Consider the following 19,913-nt stretch of genomic DNA (forward strand, 5'->3'; position numbering starts at 1 on the left):
TTTGAAATAAGAGGCTGTTTACAAGAAATATTTATGCAATATGTTGCATTTAAAATGTAACAAATAATGTAAATTCGTACTTACAATTAAAAATATTCAAATAACAATATGTTTCGTTTAAAATTAAAACCATTATTAGCAGCAGTAATTATTGCTTTGGCTGCAACATCGAATGCATCGGCACAAGATGATTTAATGAATAAAGTAAAAGCAAATCAAAGTGCTAATAGTAAAGATCATTTTACGTTTACCGATGTAATTAATTTAGAAAATACATCTATTAAAGATCAAGGTTCATCGGGTACTTGTTGGAGTTATTCAGGTAACTCGTTCATCGAATCAGAAATGATCCGTATGGGTAAAAAACCGGTTGAATTAGCGCAAATATTCACAGCACGTAACTCATACATCGAAAAAGGAAAAATGTATGTTCGCATGCACGGTGCAGTAACTTTAGGCGAAGGTGGTGCTTTTCATGATGTTATGAATATGTACAAAAAATACGGTACTGTGCCAAGAACAGCTTATACAGGTTTACAAGAAGGACAAACGCGTAACAATATGGCAGAAATGTCGTCTATGTTAGAAGCGGTATTAGGTTCAGTAATTAAAAACGAAAAACTTTCGGCTAACTGGGAAAAAGCGTATACAAATGTAATTGACACGTATTTAGGTGAGGCTCCAAAAGAGTTTACATACGAAGGTAAAAAATACACACCAAAAACGTTTGCTGATCAGGTTGTAGGAATTAATCCGGATGATTATGTTGAGGTTTCATCGTTTCAAGAATATCCTTGGTATACTAAGTTTACTTTATTAGTGCCAGACAACTGGGCGTTTGACCAAGTATGGAACGTAAAACAAGACGAGTTAGTAGAGATTGTTGACAATGCTTTAAAGAACGGATATACTGTTGCTTGGGGTGGAGACGTTTCTGAAAAAGGATTTAGCTGGAAAAACGGTGTAGCATACATTCCTGAAATTGATTTTGCTAACATGACAGCAGAACAAAAAGCAGATATGTTTAAAGGACCAAAACCAGAGAAAAAAGTAACAGATGCTGATCGTCAAAAAGCATTTGATAACTATGAAACTACTGATGATCATGGTATGCACATTGTAGGTATTGCTAAAGATCAAAATGGTAAAGAATACTATATTGTGAAAAACTCTTGGGGTTTAACAAACGATTACAAAGGGTATATGTACATGACAAAAGAGTTCATGAAATACAAAGCAACCGATATTATGGTACACAAAAATGCGTTGCCAAAAGGTATTGCTAAGAAATTAGCTTTGTAATTAAATCATAAATGATACAAAAGAGAGGTTGTTTAACCTCTCTTTTTTGTTTATTGTAGTTAAAAGCGAATCACTTTTAATGAAAAAAGTAAAAAATACATCAAAACCATTAATAATGATGCAATTGATGATATTTTAGTATTTTTGAAACAAATTTCAGCGTAAGCACAATAGTGTTCCTAATACAAACACATGGAAAAGTTAATACAAGGTAGTATTGGTTTGTTAATGGATTTAATCCGTACCCAATCATATAGCAAAGAAGAAGATCAAACTGCAGCAATAATTAATAGCTATTTACAAAGTTATGGTGTTGCTACACATCAAGATTTAAACAATGTGTGGGCTTTTAATAAGTATTATGATGCATCAAAACCTACTGTTTTATTAAACTCACATCACGATACTGTTCATCCCAATAAAGATTATACACGTGATCCTTTTCAGGCAGAGATTATAGAGGGCAAGTTATATGGTTTAGGAAGTAATGATGCTGGTGGATGTTTGGTTTCTTTAATTGCTACTTTTTTACATTATTACAATCAACCAAATTTAAAATACAACTTTGTTATTGCTGCAACTGCCGAAGAAGAAATTTCAGGTTTGCATGGTATAGAATGGATTGTACCTAAATTAGGTGCTTTAGATTTTGCAATTGTAGGCGAACCAACTCAAATGCATTTGGCTATTGCAGAAAAAGGACTCATGGTTTTGGAATGTAAAGCACCTGGAAAATCGGGGCATGCAGCGCGTGAAGAAGGTGAGAATGCAATATACAATGCTATTAAAGATATTTTGTGGTTTCAATCGTATCAATTTCCTAAGAAATCAGAAATGTTTGGATTCATAAAAATGTCGGTAACTATGATTCATGCAGGTACACAGCACAATGTTGTGCCTTCAAGTTGTGATTTTGTTGTAGATGTTCGCATTACCGATGCGTATACCAATGAAGAAGTTTTAGATATTATTCATGAGCATACAATAAGCGATATTCACCCGCGATCAACTCGTTTAAAACCATCGTGTATTGATATACAGCATCCCATTGTTCAAGCGGGTATTGCTTTAGGGCGCACTACTTATGGTTCTCCTACAACAAGTGATCAGGCATTGTTAAAAATTCCTTCAGTAAAATTAGGACCTGGAGATTCGGCTCGATCGCACACAGCTGATGAGTTTATCTATGTGAAAGAAATTGAAGAAGGCGTGCCTTTGTACATAAAAATGTTAGATCAAATTGTATTGTGATTTTTTGAAGAGAAAAGAACAAACCATTAACTTTGATGCAAATAAACAAACATTGTTATCAATGTTTAAATAAAAAAATATGAAAGAAGATTCGTTAAAAGTAGCCGTAAAAGATACCATTACTCTTGCAGGGCAAAAAGAAGAACTTATAAATGCAGTTAAACCTGAAAACGTGAAAGATGGTATTGTAGGTTCTGTATCAGAAGTTTCAAATTATATGGAAAAGTTTATTGCTATGGCAATTGATGCTATTCCTGCTGTAATTAAAGCAATGATTTTTTTAATTGTTGGTTTGTTTATAATAAGAACTGTTTTAAAACTTGTAAAAAATAGATTTGAAAAACGAAATGTAGATTTATCATTAAGAGGATTTCTATATTCTATAATTAAATTTATTTTGTATGCAATTCTTGCTTTATTGGTTGCTGGAAATTTAGGTTTTGAAATAACAGTTATTTTAGGTGCCTTATCAGGTTTAGTATTAGCTGCTGGTCTGGCTTTGCAAGGTTCATTATCAAACTTTGCAGGTGGTGTGTTGATATTATTGTTTCGCCCGTTTGAAGTAGGCGATTATATTGAAAACAGTGCTGGAACCGAAGGTACTGTTGATAAAATTGATTTGTTATACACTAGTTTAACAAACGGGCAAGGTATTAAAGTGTTTAGCCCTAACGGTACATTGGCAAACTCGGTTATTCGTAACTTCTCTAAAATCACCAAACGTAGAGTCGATTTTATGTTAACCATTAGTTATGGTGATAATATTCAAGAGGTACAAAAGGTAATTGAAGCTAAATTAGCATCTAACAGTAAAATATTGCAAACACCAAAACCTGAAATTTTTGTAAAAGAGTTAACGCCTGCTGGAGTTGTTTTAACAGTGCGTGCTTGGGCAGAAAAACAAAATTATGTTGAAATAAGCGAAACCTTGCAAAACGAAATTAAAAACCTTGTTTATGAAGGTGGATTTAAAAATCCATACGCTGCAGCGCCAATTCATATTATAAATGATACACCAAAATCAGAATAATAAAAGCCACTCATTGAGTGGCTTTTTAGTTTTATTTATAAACGATCGTCTTTTTTAATAACATTTCGGGCAATTTGTATTTTATACTTTTTGCCTTTCATTTTTTCATCTTTTATAGCGTGTAATAATGTCTGTGCTTTTGTGCTTTTTACAGCAGCAAACGATACAAAGTCTTTCACTTCAATCAAACCTAAATCGCCTTTTTCTAAAGAACCTTTCTGAGATAAAAAGCCTACAATATCAATTTTATTGATTTTATTTTTCTTGCCACCGCTAATGTATAAAGTTACAAATTCTGGCTTGTTAGGAACGGGAGCATTTAGATCGACCGTAAAAACATCCATTGCGTAATCAACATAATCCAGCTTTTTTTCATCTTCATGTAAAATTAAATAAGCCGTTCCTGTTGTTTCCATACGTGCCGTACGACCGTTTCTGTGGGTAAATTCTTCCTCTTTAAAAGGTAAATGATAATGAATTACGTGCTTAATATCAGGAATATCCAAACCACGTGCAGCCAAATCGGTTGTAACCAAATAAGGCACGCTTCCGTTTCTAAATTGAATTAAAGCGCGCTCACGTTCATCCTGATCCATTCCACCATGATAGTGAGTTGACACAATACCACGCTCATTTAACGTATCCGAAATACGCTCAACGGCATCTCTGTGATTACAAAAAACAATACCTGATTCTGAGTTTAAATTACAAATTAAATGAAACAAGGTATTCAATTTGTCTTTTTCAGGAGAAACCACTTTTCTTACTTCTAATAATGAAACACTTTGTTCGTCTTTAGGAATGAAATCTAACTTTGTAGGACGCGTTATTTTGGTGTATTTTGGTATTTCGATGGCATTGGTAGCCGATACCAAAACGCGTTTATTCACATTCTTTAAACGAGATATGATGAACGACATTTGTTCATGAAAACCTAATTGTAACGATTTGTCAAATTCATCTAAAATCAATGTTTTAATGGTTGATAAATCAATAGATGCTCTTTCAATATGATCTACAATTCTACCAGGAGTACCTATTAACAGCGCCGGTGGATTCGATAAATTTTTCAGTTCCGTATCAATATTATGCCCGCCATAGCAAATGTTTACTTTGTAAGTAGTACCCATTTTTTTCCATACTTGTTCAATTTGCAAACCTAATTCTCTTGATGGAACCAGAATTAATGCCTGAATGCCTTTTGCGTCGTCGTCAATCAATTGATATAAAGGATATAAAAAAGCCAATGTTTTACCAGAGCCTGTGGGCGATAACAATAGAGTTTCTGTATCGTTTAAAATAGTTTCGTTGGCAGTTTGTTGCATTTCGTTTAGGTTTTCAATACCTAAATTCAATAATATGTTGGTTGATTTTGTGTGATGCATGATAGAGGTGTTTTGTAGAGAAAATAAAAACTCGAACCTTAAGGTTCGAGTTCCTTATTTAAAGTTGTTCAATAACGTAATCTTTGTAAAAATCTTCAATTTCATCAAAGATGCGCATTAAGTTTAAAGGATCATCTTCGGTAACCAAACGTTGGCGATGTGCTTTAAAACCATGAATTCCTTTAAAATAATTGGTGTAATGGCGACGCATTTCTACAATTCCTAAACGTTCGCCTTTCCATTCCATCGACCAAATTAAATGATTTTTAGCAGCTTCTAATCGATCCGCCATAGTTGGGGGAGCTAAAAATTCGCCTGTTGCTAAGTAATGTTTAATTTCATTAAAAATCCAAGGATAGCCAATAGCGGCGCGTCCAATCATCATTCCGTCTAAACCAAAGCGCTCTTTGTATTCCTTCGCTTTTTGAGGAGAATCAATATCGCCGTTTCCAAAAATAGGAATGCTTAATCGCGGGTTTTTATGTATGCGTTCAATATGCGTCCAATCGCTATGTCCTTTGTACATTTGCGCTCGTGTACGTGCGTGAACCGTTAAGGCTTGTACGCCTACATCCTGTAAACGTTCAGCAACTTCATCAATATTAATTGATTCATCGTCCCAGCCTAAACGTGTTTTAACTGTAACAGGCAAATGTGTGCTGTTTACAACCGCTTTTGTTAAACGCACCATTAAATCAATGTCTTTTAAAACACCAGCGCCAGCACCTTTGCAAACTACTTTTTTAACAGGACATCCAAAGTTAATATCCACTAAATCTGGCTGAACAGCTTCTACAATTTTAGCAGATAAAGCCATCGCTTCCTCATCGCCACCAAAAATCTGAATGCCAACAGGACGCTCATAATCAAAAATATCCAATTTCATTTTGCTTTTCATAGCATCACGAATCAATCCTTCTGAAGAAATAAATTCAGAATACATCATATCAGCGCCGTGCATTTTACACAAACGTCGAAAAGGTGGATCACTTACATCTTCCATTGGTGCTAACAACAGCGGATGATTAGGTAATTCTATTTTGCCAATTTTAATCATGAAAAGATATTTTATGCAAAATTAGGTATTTTTTTTTCATTAATATTATTATGTACCTACTTCTTGTTTTAGGTTAAGTTTATTGAAAGAATAATTATTGTATCTTTATTAAAAAGAAAAAAATGTCGAATATAGATTATATTTTTGAAGAGAAAGCCGCTGATATTGGTAACTTTTTGGTAGGGCGATTATTGCCTTTTAAACAAAAAAGAAGCATTGGACCCTTTGTGTTTATTGATCATATGGGACCTGCACACATGAAAGCGGGCGAAAATTTAGATGTAGCTCCGCATCCACATATTGGGTTGTCAACCTTAACTTTTTTGTTTGAAGGTGCGGTGCAGCACAGAGATAGTTTAGGAAACAATATTACAATTGAACCTGGTGCGGTAAATTGGATGACGGCTGGTAAAGGTGTGGTGCATTCTGAGCGCACTCCTGAACATTTACGTAATGTAGAAAAAACAATGCACGGTTTACAAATTTGGATTGCTTTGCCCAAAGCATTAGAAAATATGGAGCCTAATTTTGTGCATATTGAAGCAGATAAATTACCTGTTTGGAAAGAAGGTTCAACCGATTTTAAATTGATTGCGGGTGAATTTGAAGACAAAAAATCGGGTGTACCTGTATACAGTAAGTTGTACATGATTGAAATTAAAGCGAACGAAGATGTAGCGATAAATATGCATGATCGTTTGTACGGCGAAAGTGGTTTGTACATTTTAGAGGGTGAAGTTTCTAATGCAGGAACTGCTTTTGGACCAAAGCAAATCTTAATTACCAAAGATGCGCATTTGTGTACGTTTGATATGAAAGCTGGTTCAACCATTTATTTGTTTGGTGGTGAACCTTTTCCAGAAGAGCATTTTATTTTTTGGAACTTTGTATCTACATCACGTGAAACCATTGAAGAGGCTAAAGATAAATGGAGAAAACAAGAATTTCCTAAAGTTCCTGGCGAAACAGAATTTGTACCATTGCCCGAAAACCCGTTTAAAAAAGATTAATTATGGAATTTGTAAAAGCACATATAGGAAAAGAAAAGTATAAAACAACCATTACCACCTCTACAAAAGAATTCATTTCGGATATGCCCGAAGGTGAAGGCGGGGCTAGTTTAGGCGTAAAACCAAAAGAATTGCTAGCATCTGCTTTAGCCAGTTGCATTGCCATGACCGTTAGAATGTATGCCGATAGAAGCAAATGGCCGTTAGAAGAAGTTTTTGTTGAGGTTGAATTAGATACAGAAACCACTCCAGGAACATCCATCTTTAGAAAAAAAGTTGATTTTAAAGGTGATTTAACAGAAGAGCAATTAAAGAGGTTACATGTTATTGCTATGAAATGCCCTATTTATAAATTATTACAAAATCCTACTGTGATGGAATAAAAAAAACTCGGTTTTAAACCGAGTTTTTTTTATAATAACTAATTATTCTTTATAAAATTGAATCTAAAAACCGCTGAACAATAAGAAATTCATCAGAAGCAAAATCAATTTTATTTTGTTTTAAAAATTGTCTTATCTCTTTACTTTTACTAGGAAAAGCTTTTTCTAGATCTTTACTTTTTTCAATAGGCACAACATTGTTTTCATGTTCAATAAAAAACAAAGGCTTTTTTAATTTATATTCAGGTAATTTTTGCTCTTGATAGTTGTTTAGAGCCTCTTTATAAGGAATAAATTCAATGCTTTCTAATTTGTAAATTTTAACTTTAGAATCTCTAATCCCTAGAAGAAGTAAATATTCTTCTTTTTTTGATTTGTTAATTTTATAGTTCTTAAGAAAATAATTTCTACCATCTTTAAAACTAATCTCCTTGTTTTGCTCTTTTGAAATCGATATTGTTTCATTAGATGATTTTTTATATTCGAAAAAACCTGTATAGTTATTATAACGAAGATCAAAAAGTTTAGAGCCATTATCAACGGTAGCCTCACTAAATGATGCGTTTACATATTCAGATCCGGTCGTAAGAATCTTTTCACGTGTAGTTATGTTAACTAAAGTAGCTGTTAAACCAGATTCATTTTTAAAAGAGTCATTGGTAGGTGCTAATCCTAAGGCACCTGCTTGAGAGTGAATACTATTTATTAATAAAAACTCTAGTATAAAAAAGATAAATGCTATTTTTTTCATAAATTGTACATTGTTTATTGATAACTAATGCTATAAATATAGTGAAAAAAAAATGAACAAAAAACTATAATCAAGATTTATTGATTTAAACAAAATAAAAATAACTTATATTTGCAAATTAGAGGTAATGAAGCCTTAATGCGTGAGGGATAGAAGCGAAAAGCCCTCAAGAATGAGGACTTGTAGCAAATAGCCCGACCTGAAAGGGCACGCCCAAAATAGAATCATTTTTTTTGACATTTTACGCCAATGAAAAATATTAGAAACTTTTGTATTATCGCACATATTGACCACGGTAAAAGTACCTTGGCCGATCGTTTATTGGATGCGACACAAACAGTTACCGCTCGTGAAGCGCAAGCGCAGTTGTTAGACAGTATGGATTTAGAGCGCGAACGTGGTATCACGATTAAATCGCATGCCATTCAAATGGATTTCAATTACAAAGGAGAACAGTTTGTTTTAAATTTGATTGATACCCCAGGGCACGTAGATTTTTCGTATGAAGTTTCTCGTTCTATTGCTGCTTGTGAAGGCGCTTTGTTAATTGTTGATGCTGCGCAAAGTATTCAAGCGCAAACTATTTCTAACCTGTATTTAGCGTTAGAAAACGATTTGGAAATTATTCCGGTTTTAAATAAAGTCGATTTACCATCTGCAAACCCAGAAGAAGTAAGCGATGATATTGTTGATTTATTAGGATGTAAACATGAAGATATTATTCATGCTTCAGGTAAAACGGGTTTTGGAGTTGATAAAATTTTAGAAGCTATTATTGAGCGTATTCCTGCGCCAAAAGGTAATGCTGAAGAGCCTTTGCAAGCATTAATTTTTGATTCGGTATACAATCCTTTCCGTGGTATCGAGGTTATTTTCCGAGTGTTGAATGGAGAAATCAAAAAAGGTCAGAAAATAAAGTTCATGGCTACTGGCAATGAATATTATGCGGATGAAATTGGTACGTTGAAATTAAATCAAGTGCCTAAACAGAAAATTTCTGCGGGCGATGTAGGATATTTAATTTCAGGAATTAAAGAAGCAAAAGAAGTAAAGGTGGGTGATACCCTTACCGATGCTGTAAAACCAACCACCAATATGATTTCTGGTTTTGAGGATGTAAAACCAATGGTTTTTGCAGGTATTTACCCTGTTGATACAGAAGATTATGAAGATTTACGTGCTTCAATGGAGAAATTGCAGTTAAACGATGCGTCGTTGGTATTTGCTGCTGAAAGCTCGGCTGCTTTAGGTTTTGGTTTCCGTTGTGGATTCTTAGGAATGTTGCACATGGAAATTATTCAAGAACGTTTAGAACGTGAGTTTAACATGACGGTAATTACTACGGTTCCCAACGTGTCGTACTTTGCATATACCAAAAAAGAGCCTGATACAGCGTTTATTGTAAACAATCCATCTGATTTACCAGAGCCATCAAAATTAGACCGTGTTGAAGAACCTTTTATTAAAGCTACCATTATTACAAAGTCTGATTTCGTAGGACAAGTAATGAGTTTGTGTATTGAAAAACGCGGACAAATTACCAACCAAACCTATTTAACAGAAAGTAGAGTAGAATTAAACTTTGATATGCCTTTGGCTGAGATTGTATTTGATTTTTACGATCGATTAAAAACAGTTTCTAAAGGATACGCTTCGTTTGATTACCACCCAATAGGTATGCGTCAATCAAAATTAGTGCGTTTAGATGTATTATTAAACGGTCAAAACGTAGATGCATTATCAGCATTGATTCACGAAGATAATGCCTACTATATTGGTAAAAAAATGTGTGAAAAATTACGTGAGTTAATCCCACGTCAACAATTCGATATTCCTATTCAGGCGGCAATTGGTGCAAAAATCATTGCTCGTGAAACCATTAAAGCGTTGCGTAAAGATGTTACTGCAAAATGTTATGGAGGTGATATTTCGCGTAAACGTAAGTTATTAGAAAAACAAAAAGCAGGTAAAAAACGTATGCGCCAGGTAGGAAATGTTGAAATTCCACAATCGGCGTTTATGGCTGTATTAAAATTGAATGACTAATTATTAGTTTTAAAATATAAAAATCCCACTTCGTTTAAGAGTGGGATTTTTTGTATAGATATTTTTTTACTAACTTGTAATTTGAAAAAGAAAAGCAATGAAAAAAATCACAATTTTATGTAGTAGTGTATTGATGTTATTATCTTGTAAATCGGATGATGATATTAAAGATAATCCAGGTGTAGATCCGTCATTATTTGCCAATGTAGATTTATATTATTCAGGTTTGGTTAGAAACAACGCGGGTGTTTATGAGTTTAAATATTGGAAAAACGACTCTATTGTTCATGTTTCAACACCAGAAATGGTAGTGCCTGCCGAAATTTCAGTACAAAATAACGATGTATATTTAGCAGGTTATTTTCAAAGAATTGAAGGAACATCTGGTATACCTTTAAACGGTGCTGTTTGGAAGAATGGAACTTTAATACAAAATTTAAAAGCTACCGAAAACGATTGGGTAACGGTGGCAGCAATGAAAGTAACCAATAATGTTGTACATACAGCGGGGGTAATAAATAGAAAGCAAGTTGCTTATTGGAAAAATGGAGTTTTAAATAAGTGGGCTAATGCTAATTTGTTTACAAAAGTATATGCAATGGATGTTGTAGGAAACGATGTGTACATTTTAGGTGATACACAACCAGAAGGAAAAAGCAATCATGTAATTAAATACTGGAAAAACGGAGTAGAACATGCTGTTTCAGGACCAGATGAGCTAGCCTACGGAGGAGATATTAAGGTAATAGGAAGCGATGTCTATGTTTTGGGTACAGTTATTAAAAATGGATATAAAATAACTTTATGGAAAAATGGAGTTAGAACCACTATTGGTGACAACTATACTTTTGGACATGCACATAGTTTGTTTGTTGAAAATTCTGATGTTTATATTAGTGCTACTATGCAACCTAAAGATGGAAATACGTCGCCTTTTATTTTTAAAAATGGCGTAAGTATTCCCTTAGAATATGATACAGACAAAGGTTGTAGTCTGTATGATTTGTATGTAAATAATGGAGATGTATATGCGGTTGGAAGTCAAAATTCTAAAGGACTTATTTGGAAGAATGGTAAAAAACACGAAATAAGTGTAGGCGATTTTAACGTTACACTATCTAAAATTGATGGAGTGCCTAAGAAAAAATAAAAAAAACGCATCAAATTACTTGATGCGTTTTTTCGGTTGTTTGTTGTTTACTAAACTATGAAAAAATTATTTTGTTTTGGTGAATTCTAAATTCACGGTAAATTTTACATCTTTTGCAATTCCAGCACCTGTTGGGTCGTAATTAATTCCAAAAGCAGTACGATCTACTGTAGTTGTTGCTTGAAAACCTACTTTTTGATTACCTTGTCCATCATCTTTTAATAAACCTCCGTAAACTAAATCAAACGTAACTGATTTTGTAATTCCTTTTATAGTTAAATTCCCATTTAATTTATAAGCTTTGCCATTTTTCTTTACAGAAGTTGATACAAACGTAATGTCTTTATGATTTGCTGCATCAAAAAAATCTGCCGCTAGTAAATGTTTATCTCGCATTTCAATTCCTGTGTTAACTGAATTTACATCAATTTTAAAATTGAATTTTGCTGTAGTAATGTTTTCGCCATCTAATTCTAAAGAACCTTCGTATTTGTCCATTTTACCATCTACAAATGATATTCCCATATGACCAACTGAAAAGTTTAAAAACGAATGGTATGTATCTACATTGTATTTTGTTTGAGCAAATGATGCTACTGAAAATAAAGTGGCAACAAATAATAAAGCTATTTTTTTCATGATATCTTGTTTGTGATTTTACTTTTTCAAAGGTACCATTAGATAGATGAGAATTACTTAATCTATGTTAAGAACGTGTTTTTTTTGTTTTCCAGATAAAACCATCCAAAATATAGTGTGTAAGTTGTGGCAAAGCTAAAAGAGGTATCCAAATAAAATGCCATGCTTCTGGAAAATAAAAAGACGGATTTAATGAAAAATGTTCTTCCCAAACGGTTACTTCCCAAATGTATTCTTCAACAAAAGCAATAAGTAGTAACAGTAAAACAAAAGTAATAAACATTTGTTTGTTTAGGTATTTCTGAAGTTTTCCGTGTGTGATATTAGAAGGATTTACTTCCTTAAAGAAGATTAAAGCCATATAAGGAACACCGTGTGATATTACATTAAAAGTAGTGAAAATGAGTTCATTGTTGTAATATACAATACCTAAATACCACGACAAGTAAGTGCCTATGATTAAAAGGTGTTTAGGGGTATTGAAATACTTCTTTTTTACAGCTGTATAAAAGGTAATTAAAACATAGACACCTAAAATAGTAAAATAGAGGATATGTAAAATTTCGACAATTTTTGGCGCATGGAATTGTAAAAATTCGTGATCAACAAACCAATTAAAAGTTCGGTTAGGGGTTAAAAACCAATACAACATAGGAAACAATGTAGCGTTGTAAATAATTAAATTGTCAAACAAAATATTTTTTGTTGTTTTTGATTCATTTCTACTGTATAATCGCATAAAGCCATATTGTTGTCTAACAAAGTGATAAACGGCAATGTATGCTAAAAACGACCAAAAAAAGGTGGCACCAATCATGTAGGCTCCAACACTTACAAAAAAACAAACCAAAGGAATCAATAAAAATAAATGTTTGTTTTGCTTAAAGTTTGTTTTGTTTAAATAGGTTTTAAAAAGCGAAGCATATACATGCGCTACATCAATACCTACAATTAAAAATAACCAAGTAAAAAAAGAATAGTTGTTTTGAATACTTTCCATTTTATTATGAAAAAACAACATAACAACCGTTATAAAAAACGGGGGCAACAAAATAAACAACAAATCTGTTGTGCGTTTATGTATCCAAGGTTGTGTCATTTAAAATCTGTTTTGCTGCATTAATTCCTTGATCAAACGCTTCTTCAAAAATAGATATTCCGCTTAAATCAGAATGTGCAAAGAAAATTTTATTAGCAATAGGTTTTCTGGCTTCTGTTAAGGCTTCTGAAAAAATAAAATCAGGAAAAGGACTAATCATTCCATGTCCTTTTTTATGTAGTTCAATTTCCGAAACTTCATCAGAAAGTTTATAATGCGCCTTTTCTAAATCATTTAAAACAATAGTTTTCCACTTTTCATCGCTCCAGCTAAACAACTGTTTACGCTCTGTAATCAAATTTTTTTCGCACAAGGCAGCGTAATAGGTTATACTAAAAGGAATACTTGGTTGCGACGATAGTGTTTGGTGTTGGTTGTATATATACCCCAAGCCAAAACCATTGTAAATTACATTATCCCAAGCTAAATCAGCGCCTTCGCCCATAGGGAACTTATTTACTGTTAAAGTGGCTGTAAGCCAAGGAGCGTACTGAAAATTTTTAGTAAGTTGTTTACGTTCTTTAAACAAATAGCCATTTACAAATTGCGGTGTAGCCATTATTGCTTTGTTTGCAACAATTTTATAAGATTTTTTTACCTGTTGATTATAAACAAACAGTACCGCTTTGTTGTTGATGATTTCAACGCGATAAACCAATTGTTCATAGTTGATTTTATTTTTAACGTATTTTCCTAATAAGTTCATTAAAAAACCATTTCCTTCTGGCCATGTAAGTACTTGATGATTAGTGTTTTTTCGTGCACAAAAATAATGCAAGCCTGCCCAAGCACTTACTTTATCAATGCCTATTCCGTAATCGTCTTTACTGCAGTAGTTTAAATGGTTAAATAAATGTTGATTGTTTAAATTGTTTTGCAACAACCAATCTTTAAATGTTAGTTTATCAAGCTTAGTAAAAGTTTCATCGGTTGATGATTTTCGCAAAGGAATATCAAACGCAAATTTGCCATCAATACCTTTTGCTTCTTTAAAATGAACAACATGTTTATCAAATTGTTTAAAGATATCGATGTCTGTTGAAGATAATCCAAATAACGGAATTAACCCTTCTTGCCAATAATTGTAAATAAACAACCGCTCGTGCGGATCATAACATAAATGTTCTTCGGCATATACAGGCTGTTGATCTTTATTAAAACTTGAAATTATTTTTTCTTGATGTAAAAAATCAATTAAGTCGTCATTGTTTTCATTTGGTAACGGAAGATAATGTGCCGCAATAGGATATTTGCTGTGTTTGTCTTCGCCAAATGCCGCATTTCCGCCCATCTTGGTTTCAAGTTCCAACATTTTAAAATTGGTTTCATTGTTTAATGTTAGCCAACGTGCTGCTGATAAACCTGAAATACCACTGCCAACAATAACAATATTTTCGTGAATAGTTTCGGTTGGTTCGGGAAAATCCATTGTTCGTAAACGATGCCCTAAAATATGGTTGGTACCCGTAACTTTAAATAATAACCGTTCTGCTTTTTGTTTACACGATTGAACAAATGTGCTTGCAATAAAACCAGCTGCAATTGTTTTAAGGAAACTTCGACGCGAAAAATTATATTTTTGACCATTCTTCATCAAAATATCGAACTAAAGATTGATTATCTAAACGATTTAACTCTAAGTTTTCTGCTTTCATATCCTCAGGAAAATCGGTGTAACTGTTTAAATCGTATTTGTAAAATTTTAAATGATCTACTCTGCGATTTACTTTATTTAGATGTATTGTAGGGTTTGGAGAAAAAATAGAAAATCCCCATTCACCAAACGAAGGAACATAAACGTGGTAAGGAACAATGTTTGCATAAGTGTATTCAACCGTTTTATGAATACACCAAAATGATTTAGGCGCAAAATAAGGCGATGTACTTTGCACGGTTACCACTGCATTGTTGGTCATGCTTTGATAAAGTGTTTTATAAAAAAAACTTGAATACAATTTACCTAAACTGTAATTAGAAGGGTCAGGGAAATCAATAATGATGACATCAAATTTCTGTTGATTATTTTTTGCCCAAATAAAAGCATCGTCATTTACAATTGTAACTTTTTTATTATTTAGTGAATTATTATTATGTTTACGTAAAATTTCATTGGTACGAAATAAATCGGTCATGCCTTTGTCTAAATCAACCAAAACTACTTCTTTTACCTCGTTGTATTTTAAAATTTCGCGAACAGCTAAACCGTCACCACCACCTAAAACTAATACTTTTGAAACATTTGGTGCCGCCGCCATTGCCGGATGAACAAGTAAATCGTGGTAACGGTATTCGTCTTTCGTGTTAAACTGTAAATTGTTGTTTAAATACAGTTGATAATTATTTTGATCTTCGGTTAAAATAATGCGTTGGTATGGTGTACTGTGTTTGTAAATTACATTTGATTGATACAAATTACTTTCGGTAAATTTTAAAATATCATTCGAAAAATAAAAAGCAGTTAGCACAATAGCCAAGCTAAGAAATGCTTTTACATGCAGTTGTCGTGGGTTTTTAATTTCTTTGTGTAAATAAATACACAAGCTAATTCCTACTAAAATATTGATTAGTCCAAATAATAAAGAAGTGCCCATTACCCCAAGTTTTGGAAGCAGCAACGTAGGAAACAAAACCGATGCAATTAAAGCGCCAATATAATCAAAGGTAAAAACATCGGAAACTAAATTTCGGAACGAAACTTTGTTTTTTAGAATGTTCATTAAAATAGGAATCTCCATTCCGGTTAAACATCCTGTTAAAAACACAAAAAGATATAAGAATATTTGAAAATGAACGGCTTTTTGAAACAGTAAAAATAAAATTACAGCGCTCATTCCACCGATTAATCCAATTAAAAGTTCAATTTCGATGAAACGATTAATTAAATCTTTTTTAATGAATTTAGCAAAAAAAGCACCAACACCCATAGAAAATAAATAGGTGCCAATAATAAATGAAAATTGTTTTACCGAATCGCCTAAAAGGTAACTTGCTAAGGCGCCTGCTACTAATTCATAAATTAAACCACAAGTGGCTACAATGAAAACCGAAACAAGTAAAAATAATTGAAATTGTCTGTTTTTATCCATGTAAAGCGGCACTGATAATCAAAGCGATACCAATAATAAAGGCTGCAAAAACAATAGCTAATGCCATGTTTTTATTTTCTACAATCTCTTTCCACGAGTTTTCAGGCGTTAGTTTTTCAATAATTAAATAAGTGATTAATAAAATGGCAATTCCAATTACTGAATATACAATTGAGTTTGTGATACCGTTTAAAATAACTTCCATATAAATGTTTATTTGTGTGATCCTGATGAATAAATTCTGTGAACGTAATGATTGCGACTGCCTGTATAGCTTGCGTTTTCTAACTCGGAGGTATTAATGTTGTTTGAACAATTTTGGTTTGATACAAACATATAATTACCCGCAATAAACGCCCCAATAATTAGCAATACAATAATTAAGGGTTGTTTTTTCTTATGATTTATAAAGTCTGAAAATTTTTGAATTCTTGTTAAATCGGTGTTTTCAACAATAGTGTAATTATAAATAAAACCAATTGCAATTACTAGTGCTAAGGAAATATACAACCAAGTTAAAGAAGTGCCTCCAATTTGAATTTTGTAATCGATATCGATATTGTTTTGCGTTTGATCAGATAAATTCGATGCAAATACTAAATGATATGATCCTTTATTAATACCGCAAAATTGCACTTTATTACTTGAAGCATAGTTTTTAGAATTAAAAAAGTGCTTTACACCTTGAATTAAATGCGTTTCATTTGTTTTTTCGTTAACTAATGCTACATTTAACGATGTATTACTATTTTGGGTTTCAGAAACAAACTCAACCGTAACTTTTTGATTGTCTTTTTCTACTTTATAGGAGCCACTTTTTACAAACTCATGATGATTAGGTTCTTTTACAAGCATACCAGTAAAAGTGGTAGATGAGGTATGGTTACTGTTTAAAACGTATTGTAAAATAACAAGTATTAAACCTATAAAGGCAAATAATAAGGCTATGTTTTTAGAAACATTTGATTTGGTATAATTAATTTCGCGCTGAGTAGCAAACAATCTTTTAAAAGAACTTTCATCTAAATAAATGCCTTTAAAAGCTTCTGTTTTATTGGTATAATATTCAACCGAAATAAAATCGGAACCTTCATAACGATCTTCAAAGGTTAAAGCTCTAACATTGTCAAAAATGTCATTAAAAAATAAGCCTGATGCGCAAAAAGTTTCTGCTGTAGATTCAAATTTATAATCGTAATTTTTTCTTAGGAAGTTTATTGGTTTTGAAGAGACTAAATCGTTTTCAATTTGTTTAAAATCAATTTCTTGTAAGAATGAAAAGAAGTCATTTCCGTGCGATAAGAAAAATAAATCACCTGTTTGGTCAACAACAATATATTCATTCCATTTTTCAGAGCCATTTTTTTCTTTCTTAGTAGAGATTCCTACAACATGATATTTTTTGTTTTTATAGTTGATAATTTCACCTAATTGAGCAAAATTATTGTAAAAATCGCCTATAAATTTTCCTTTAAAATGTAATGTGCGATCTAGTTTTATGTCAAAAATAGATTTACAACTTGGACAAGTAAATGTTTGTGGATTTAACTGAGTAAAAGGTAAATTTGTTTCTGTACCACATTCAGAACAAAGGTATGAACGTGTATTCATTATCTGTAAACATTTGTTTCGTTCAACACATTGGCTTTAAAATATTCTTTAAAACAATTACCAATTAAAGTTACTTTTTCACTATTGTCTTTTAAATAATTACATAAATAAATGTCTAAGGTTAATTGGTTAAACTCAGGCCATGTATGTATACAAATATGCGATTCTTTTAAACAAATAGCCATAGTAAAGCCACCTTCTAAAAAAACGTGTTCAGAGATGCCAACAATTTCTAATTGATGTTTGCGTATTAAATCAATACTAAAATTTTTAAAAGAAGAAATATCAATAAGTAAATTATTCTCTAAAACTTCTAAAGTTAAAAGTTTATGCAAACCAGGATTGTATTTGTGCGCCAAAGAAATGTTTGTTTTCATAAGTGTTTACAAATATATAAAAACAGTAAAACTATCAACAAAAAAGCTCGACAATTGTCGAGCTTTTTTATATGATTTAAAAAATATTATAATTGTGGACCAGCCGCAACTAATGATTTTCCTTCTTCGTTATCAGTGTAATGTGCAAAGTTTTCAATAAATAACTTCGCTAAATCTGTTGCTTTAGTTTCCCATTCAGAAGCAGCTGCGTACGTGTTTCTAGGATCTAAAATGTTGGTATCAACACCTTCTAACGCTGTTGGAACAGCTAAGTTGAATAAAGGTACAATTTGAGTTTCAGCATTTTCAATAGATCCATCTAAAATACGATCGATAATTGCACGTGTATCTTTAATAGAAATACGTTTTCCTGTACCGTTCCATCCTGTGTTAACCATGTATGCAGTAGCGTTATGCTCTTCCATTTTCTTAACCAATTCTTCACCGTATTTTGTTGGGTGTAAGCTTAAGAAAGCTTTTCCAAAACAAGCAGAGAATGTAGGTTCTGGTTTTGTAACACCGCGTTCTGTACCCGCTAATTTAGCTGTAAAGCCAGATAAGAAATAGTATTTTGTTTGTTCTGGTGTTAATTTAGAAACAGGAGGCATTACACCAAAAGCATCAGCTGTTAAGAAAATTACTTTTTTAGCATGACCTGCTTTAGATACTGGTTTTACAATGTTTTCAATGAATTCAATAGGATATGAAACGCGTGTGTTTTGAGTTACAGATCCATCTTTAAAATCAATTTTACCATCTGCATCAACTGTAACGTTTTCTAATAATGCATCACGACGAATAGCTCCAAAAATTTCTGGCTCGTGTTCTTTACTTAAATCAATCGTTTTTGCGTAGCAACCACCTTCAAAGTTAAAAACACCATCGTTATCCCATCCGTGCTCATCGTCTCCAATTAATTCACGTTTAGGATCGGTTGATAAAGTTGTTTTTCCAGTACCTGATAAACCAAAGAAAACAGCTACATCACCCTCTTTACCTTTGTTTGCAGAACAGTGCATTGACGCAATTCCTTGTAATGGCAAGTAGTAGTTCATCATAGAGAACATTCCTTTTTTCATTTCGCCACCGTACCAAGTACCGCCAATTAATTGCATTTTTTCGGTTAAGTTAAATGCAATGTATACTTCAGAGTTTAATCCGTGAGATTTGTAATCTTTAAACGATGCTTTAGATCCGTTTATTACCACGAAATCTGGCTCGCCAAAGTTTTCTAATTCAGCTTCAGTAGGGCGAATAAACATGTTTTTTACAAAATGTGCTTGCCAAGCCACTTCCATAATAAAGCGTACTTTTAAACGAGTATCCTCGTTAGCACCACAAAATGCATCAACAACGTATAATTTTTTACCCGATAATTCTGAGGCAGTATTTTGTTTTAAAGCTTCCCAAGTATCTTGAGAAATAGGTTTATTGTCGTTTTTAGCTTGGTCAGATGTCCACCAAATAGTGTTTTCTGTTACAGCATCTTTTACAATGTATTTGTCTTTAGGAGAACGACCTGTAAAATCGCCAGTCATTACGTTTACAGCACCAAGTTCAGATATTTGTCCACGCTCAAACCCTTGCAAACTAGCATCTGTTTCAGCTTTAAATAATTCATCATACGAAGGATTATAAATGATTTCTGTTACATTATTAATTCCGTATTTATCTAAAGATATTGATTTTGAACCCTTCATGTTTAAATCTTCTATTGTGTTAATTTGCATACAAAC

Annotated in this window: 18 protein-coding genes; 7 read left to right on the forward strand and 11 right to left on the reverse strand. The window is 32.6% G+C overall.

The window, feature by feature from the left end:
• The first annotated feature begins 108 nt into the window (after positions 1-108).
• The 3 genes from H1R17_RS06120 (at position 109) to H1R17_RS06130 (ending at position 3,583) form a co-directional block, all read left to right on the forward strand.
• Positions 109-1,302, forward strand: coding sequence for an aminopeptidase C (locus H1R17_RS06120; RefSeq protein ID WP_163432078.1), 1,194 nt, complete (start codon positions 109-111; stop codon positions 1,300-1,302).
• A gap of 192 nt (positions 1,303-1,494) precedes the next feature.
• Positions 1,495-2,553: a M20 family metallo-hydrolase gene (locus H1R17_RS06125; protein WP_163432080.1), complete on the forward strand. Its 1,059-nt coding sequence runs from the start codon at positions 1,495-1,497 to the stop codon at positions 2,551-2,553.
• A 79-nt stretch (positions 2,554-2,632) separates the two neighbouring features.
• Positions 2,633-3,583, forward strand: a complete 951-nt coding sequence (locus H1R17_RS06130) for a mechanosensitive ion channel family protein (protein ID WP_240453351.1) — start codon at positions 2,633-2,635, stop codon at positions 3,581-3,583.
• A gap of 35 nt (positions 3,584-3,618) precedes the next feature.
• Here the strand turns inward: H1R17_RS06130 and H1R17_RS06135 are convergent, their stop codons facing one another.
• Together H1R17_RS06135 and dusB are read right to left on the reverse strand one after the other, a co-directional pair.
• Positions 3,619-4,968, reverse strand: a complete 1,350-nt coding sequence (locus tag H1R17_RS06135; protein ID WP_240453352.1) for a DEAD/DEAH box helicase — start codon at positions 4,966-4,968, stop codon at positions 3,619-3,621.
• Between the two features lie 58 nt (positions 4,969-5,026).
• Positions 5,027-6,025 (reverse strand): tRNA dihydrouridine synthase DusB, encoded by a 999-nt coding sequence (gene dusB, locus H1R17_RS06140; protein WP_163432082.1) that lies wholly within the window; start codon positions 6,023-6,025, stop codon positions 5,027-5,029.
• A 122-nt stretch (positions 6,026-6,147) separates the two neighbouring features.
• Here dusB and H1R17_RS06145 point away from each other — a divergent pair, with 122 nt between their 5' ends.
• Both H1R17_RS06145 and H1R17_RS06150 read left to right on the forward strand, forming a co-directional pair.
• Positions 6,148-7,035 (forward strand): pirin family protein, encoded by an 888-nt coding sequence (locus H1R17_RS06145; protein ID WP_163432084.1) that lies wholly within the window; start codon positions 6,148-6,150, stop codon positions 7,033-7,035.
• Positions 7,036-7,037: 2 nt separating this feature from the next.
• Positions 7,038-7,418, forward strand: a complete 381-nt coding sequence (locus H1R17_RS06150) for an OsmC family protein (RefSeq protein WP_163432086.1) — start codon at positions 7,038-7,040, stop codon at positions 7,416-7,418.
• A gap of 49 nt (positions 7,419-7,467) precedes the next feature.
• Here H1R17_RS06150 and H1R17_RS06155 read toward each other — a convergent pair whose 3' ends face one another.
• On the reverse strand, positions 7,468-8,169 hold the full coding sequence (locus tag H1R17_RS06155) for a hypothetical protein (protein WP_163432088.1): 702 nt from the start codon (positions 8,167-8,169) through the stop codon (positions 7,468-7,470).
• 249 nt (positions 8,170-8,418) lie between these two features.
• Between H1R17_RS06155 and lepA the strand changes: the two genes are divergently transcribed.
• Complete coding sequence (gene lepA / locus H1R17_RS06160; RefSeq protein WP_163432090.1) at positions 8,419-10,215, forward strand: translation elongation factor 4; 1,797 nt, start codon at positions 8,419-8,421, stop codon at positions 10,213-10,215.
• Positions 10,216-10,312: 97 nt separating this feature from the next.
• On the forward strand, positions 10,313-11,365 hold the full coding sequence (locus H1R17_RS06165) for a hypothetical protein (RefSeq protein WP_163432092.1): 1,053 nt from the start codon (positions 10,313-10,315) through the stop codon (positions 11,363-11,365).
• A 66-nt stretch (positions 11,366-11,431) separates the two neighbouring features.
• Here H1R17_RS06165 and H1R17_RS06170 read toward each other — a convergent pair whose 3' ends face one another.
• From H1R17_RS06170 to pckA, 8 genes are all read right to left on the reverse strand, one after another.
• On the reverse strand, positions 11,432-12,004 hold the full coding sequence (locus H1R17_RS06170; RefSeq protein WP_163432093.1) for a YceI family protein: 573 nt from the start codon (positions 12,002-12,004) through the stop codon (positions 11,432-11,434).
• Between the two features lie 67 nt (positions 12,005-12,071).
• The gene (locus H1R17_RS06175; RefSeq protein ID WP_163432095.1) at positions 12,072-13,103 is read right to left on the reverse strand and encodes a hypothetical protein; all 1,032 of its coding nucleotides are present in this window, start codon (positions 13,101-13,103) and stop codon (positions 12,072-12,074) included.
• Complete coding sequence (locus tag H1R17_RS06180) at positions 13,081-14,697, reverse strand: FAD/NAD(P)-binding protein (protein WP_163432097.1); 1,617 nt, start codon at positions 14,695-14,697, stop codon at positions 13,081-13,083. The genes H1R17_RS06175 and H1R17_RS06180 overlap by 23 nt, the downstream gene beginning before the upstream one ends.
• On the reverse strand, positions 14,675-16,189 hold the full coding sequence (locus H1R17_RS06185; protein WP_163432099.1) for a polyamine aminopropyltransferase: 1,515 nt from the start codon (positions 16,187-16,189) through the stop codon (positions 14,675-14,677). Before H1R17_RS06185 ends, H1R17_RS06180 begins: the two co-directional genes overlap by 23 nt.
• Positions 16,182-16,394, reverse strand: a complete 213-nt coding sequence (locus tag H1R17_RS06190; RefSeq protein WP_181729255.1) for a DUF350 domain-containing protein — start codon at positions 16,392-16,394, stop codon at positions 16,182-16,184. Before H1R17_RS06190 ends, H1R17_RS06185 begins: the two co-directional genes overlap by 8 nt.
• An 8-nt stretch (positions 16,395-16,402) precedes the next feature.
• Positions 16,403-17,800 (reverse strand): DUF4178 domain-containing protein, encoded by a 1,398-nt coding sequence (locus H1R17_RS06195; RefSeq protein WP_163432101.1) that lies wholly within the window; start codon positions 17,798-17,800, stop codon positions 16,403-16,405.
• Positions 17,800-18,177, reverse strand: coding sequence for an S-adenosylmethionine decarboxylase family protein (locus H1R17_RS06200; protein ID WP_163432103.1), 378 nt, complete (start codon positions 18,175-18,177; stop codon positions 17,800-17,802). The genes H1R17_RS06195 and H1R17_RS06200 overlap by 1 nt, the downstream gene beginning before the upstream one ends.
• Positions 18,178-18,263: 86 nt before the next feature.
• Complete coding sequence (pckA, locus tag H1R17_RS06205) at positions 18,264-19,907, reverse strand: phosphoenolpyruvate carboxykinase (ATP) (RefSeq protein WP_370520238.1); 1,644 nt, start codon at positions 19,905-19,907, stop codon at positions 18,264-18,266.
• Positions 19,908-19,913 lie beyond the last annotated feature (6 nt).

Origin of the sequence: Flavobacterium sp. xlx-214 (assembly GCF_013874595.1) — a bacterium.
In the GTDB taxonomy this organism is placed as follows: domain Bacteria; phylum Bacteroidota; class Bacteroidia; order Flavobacteriales; family Flavobacteriaceae; genus Flavobacterium.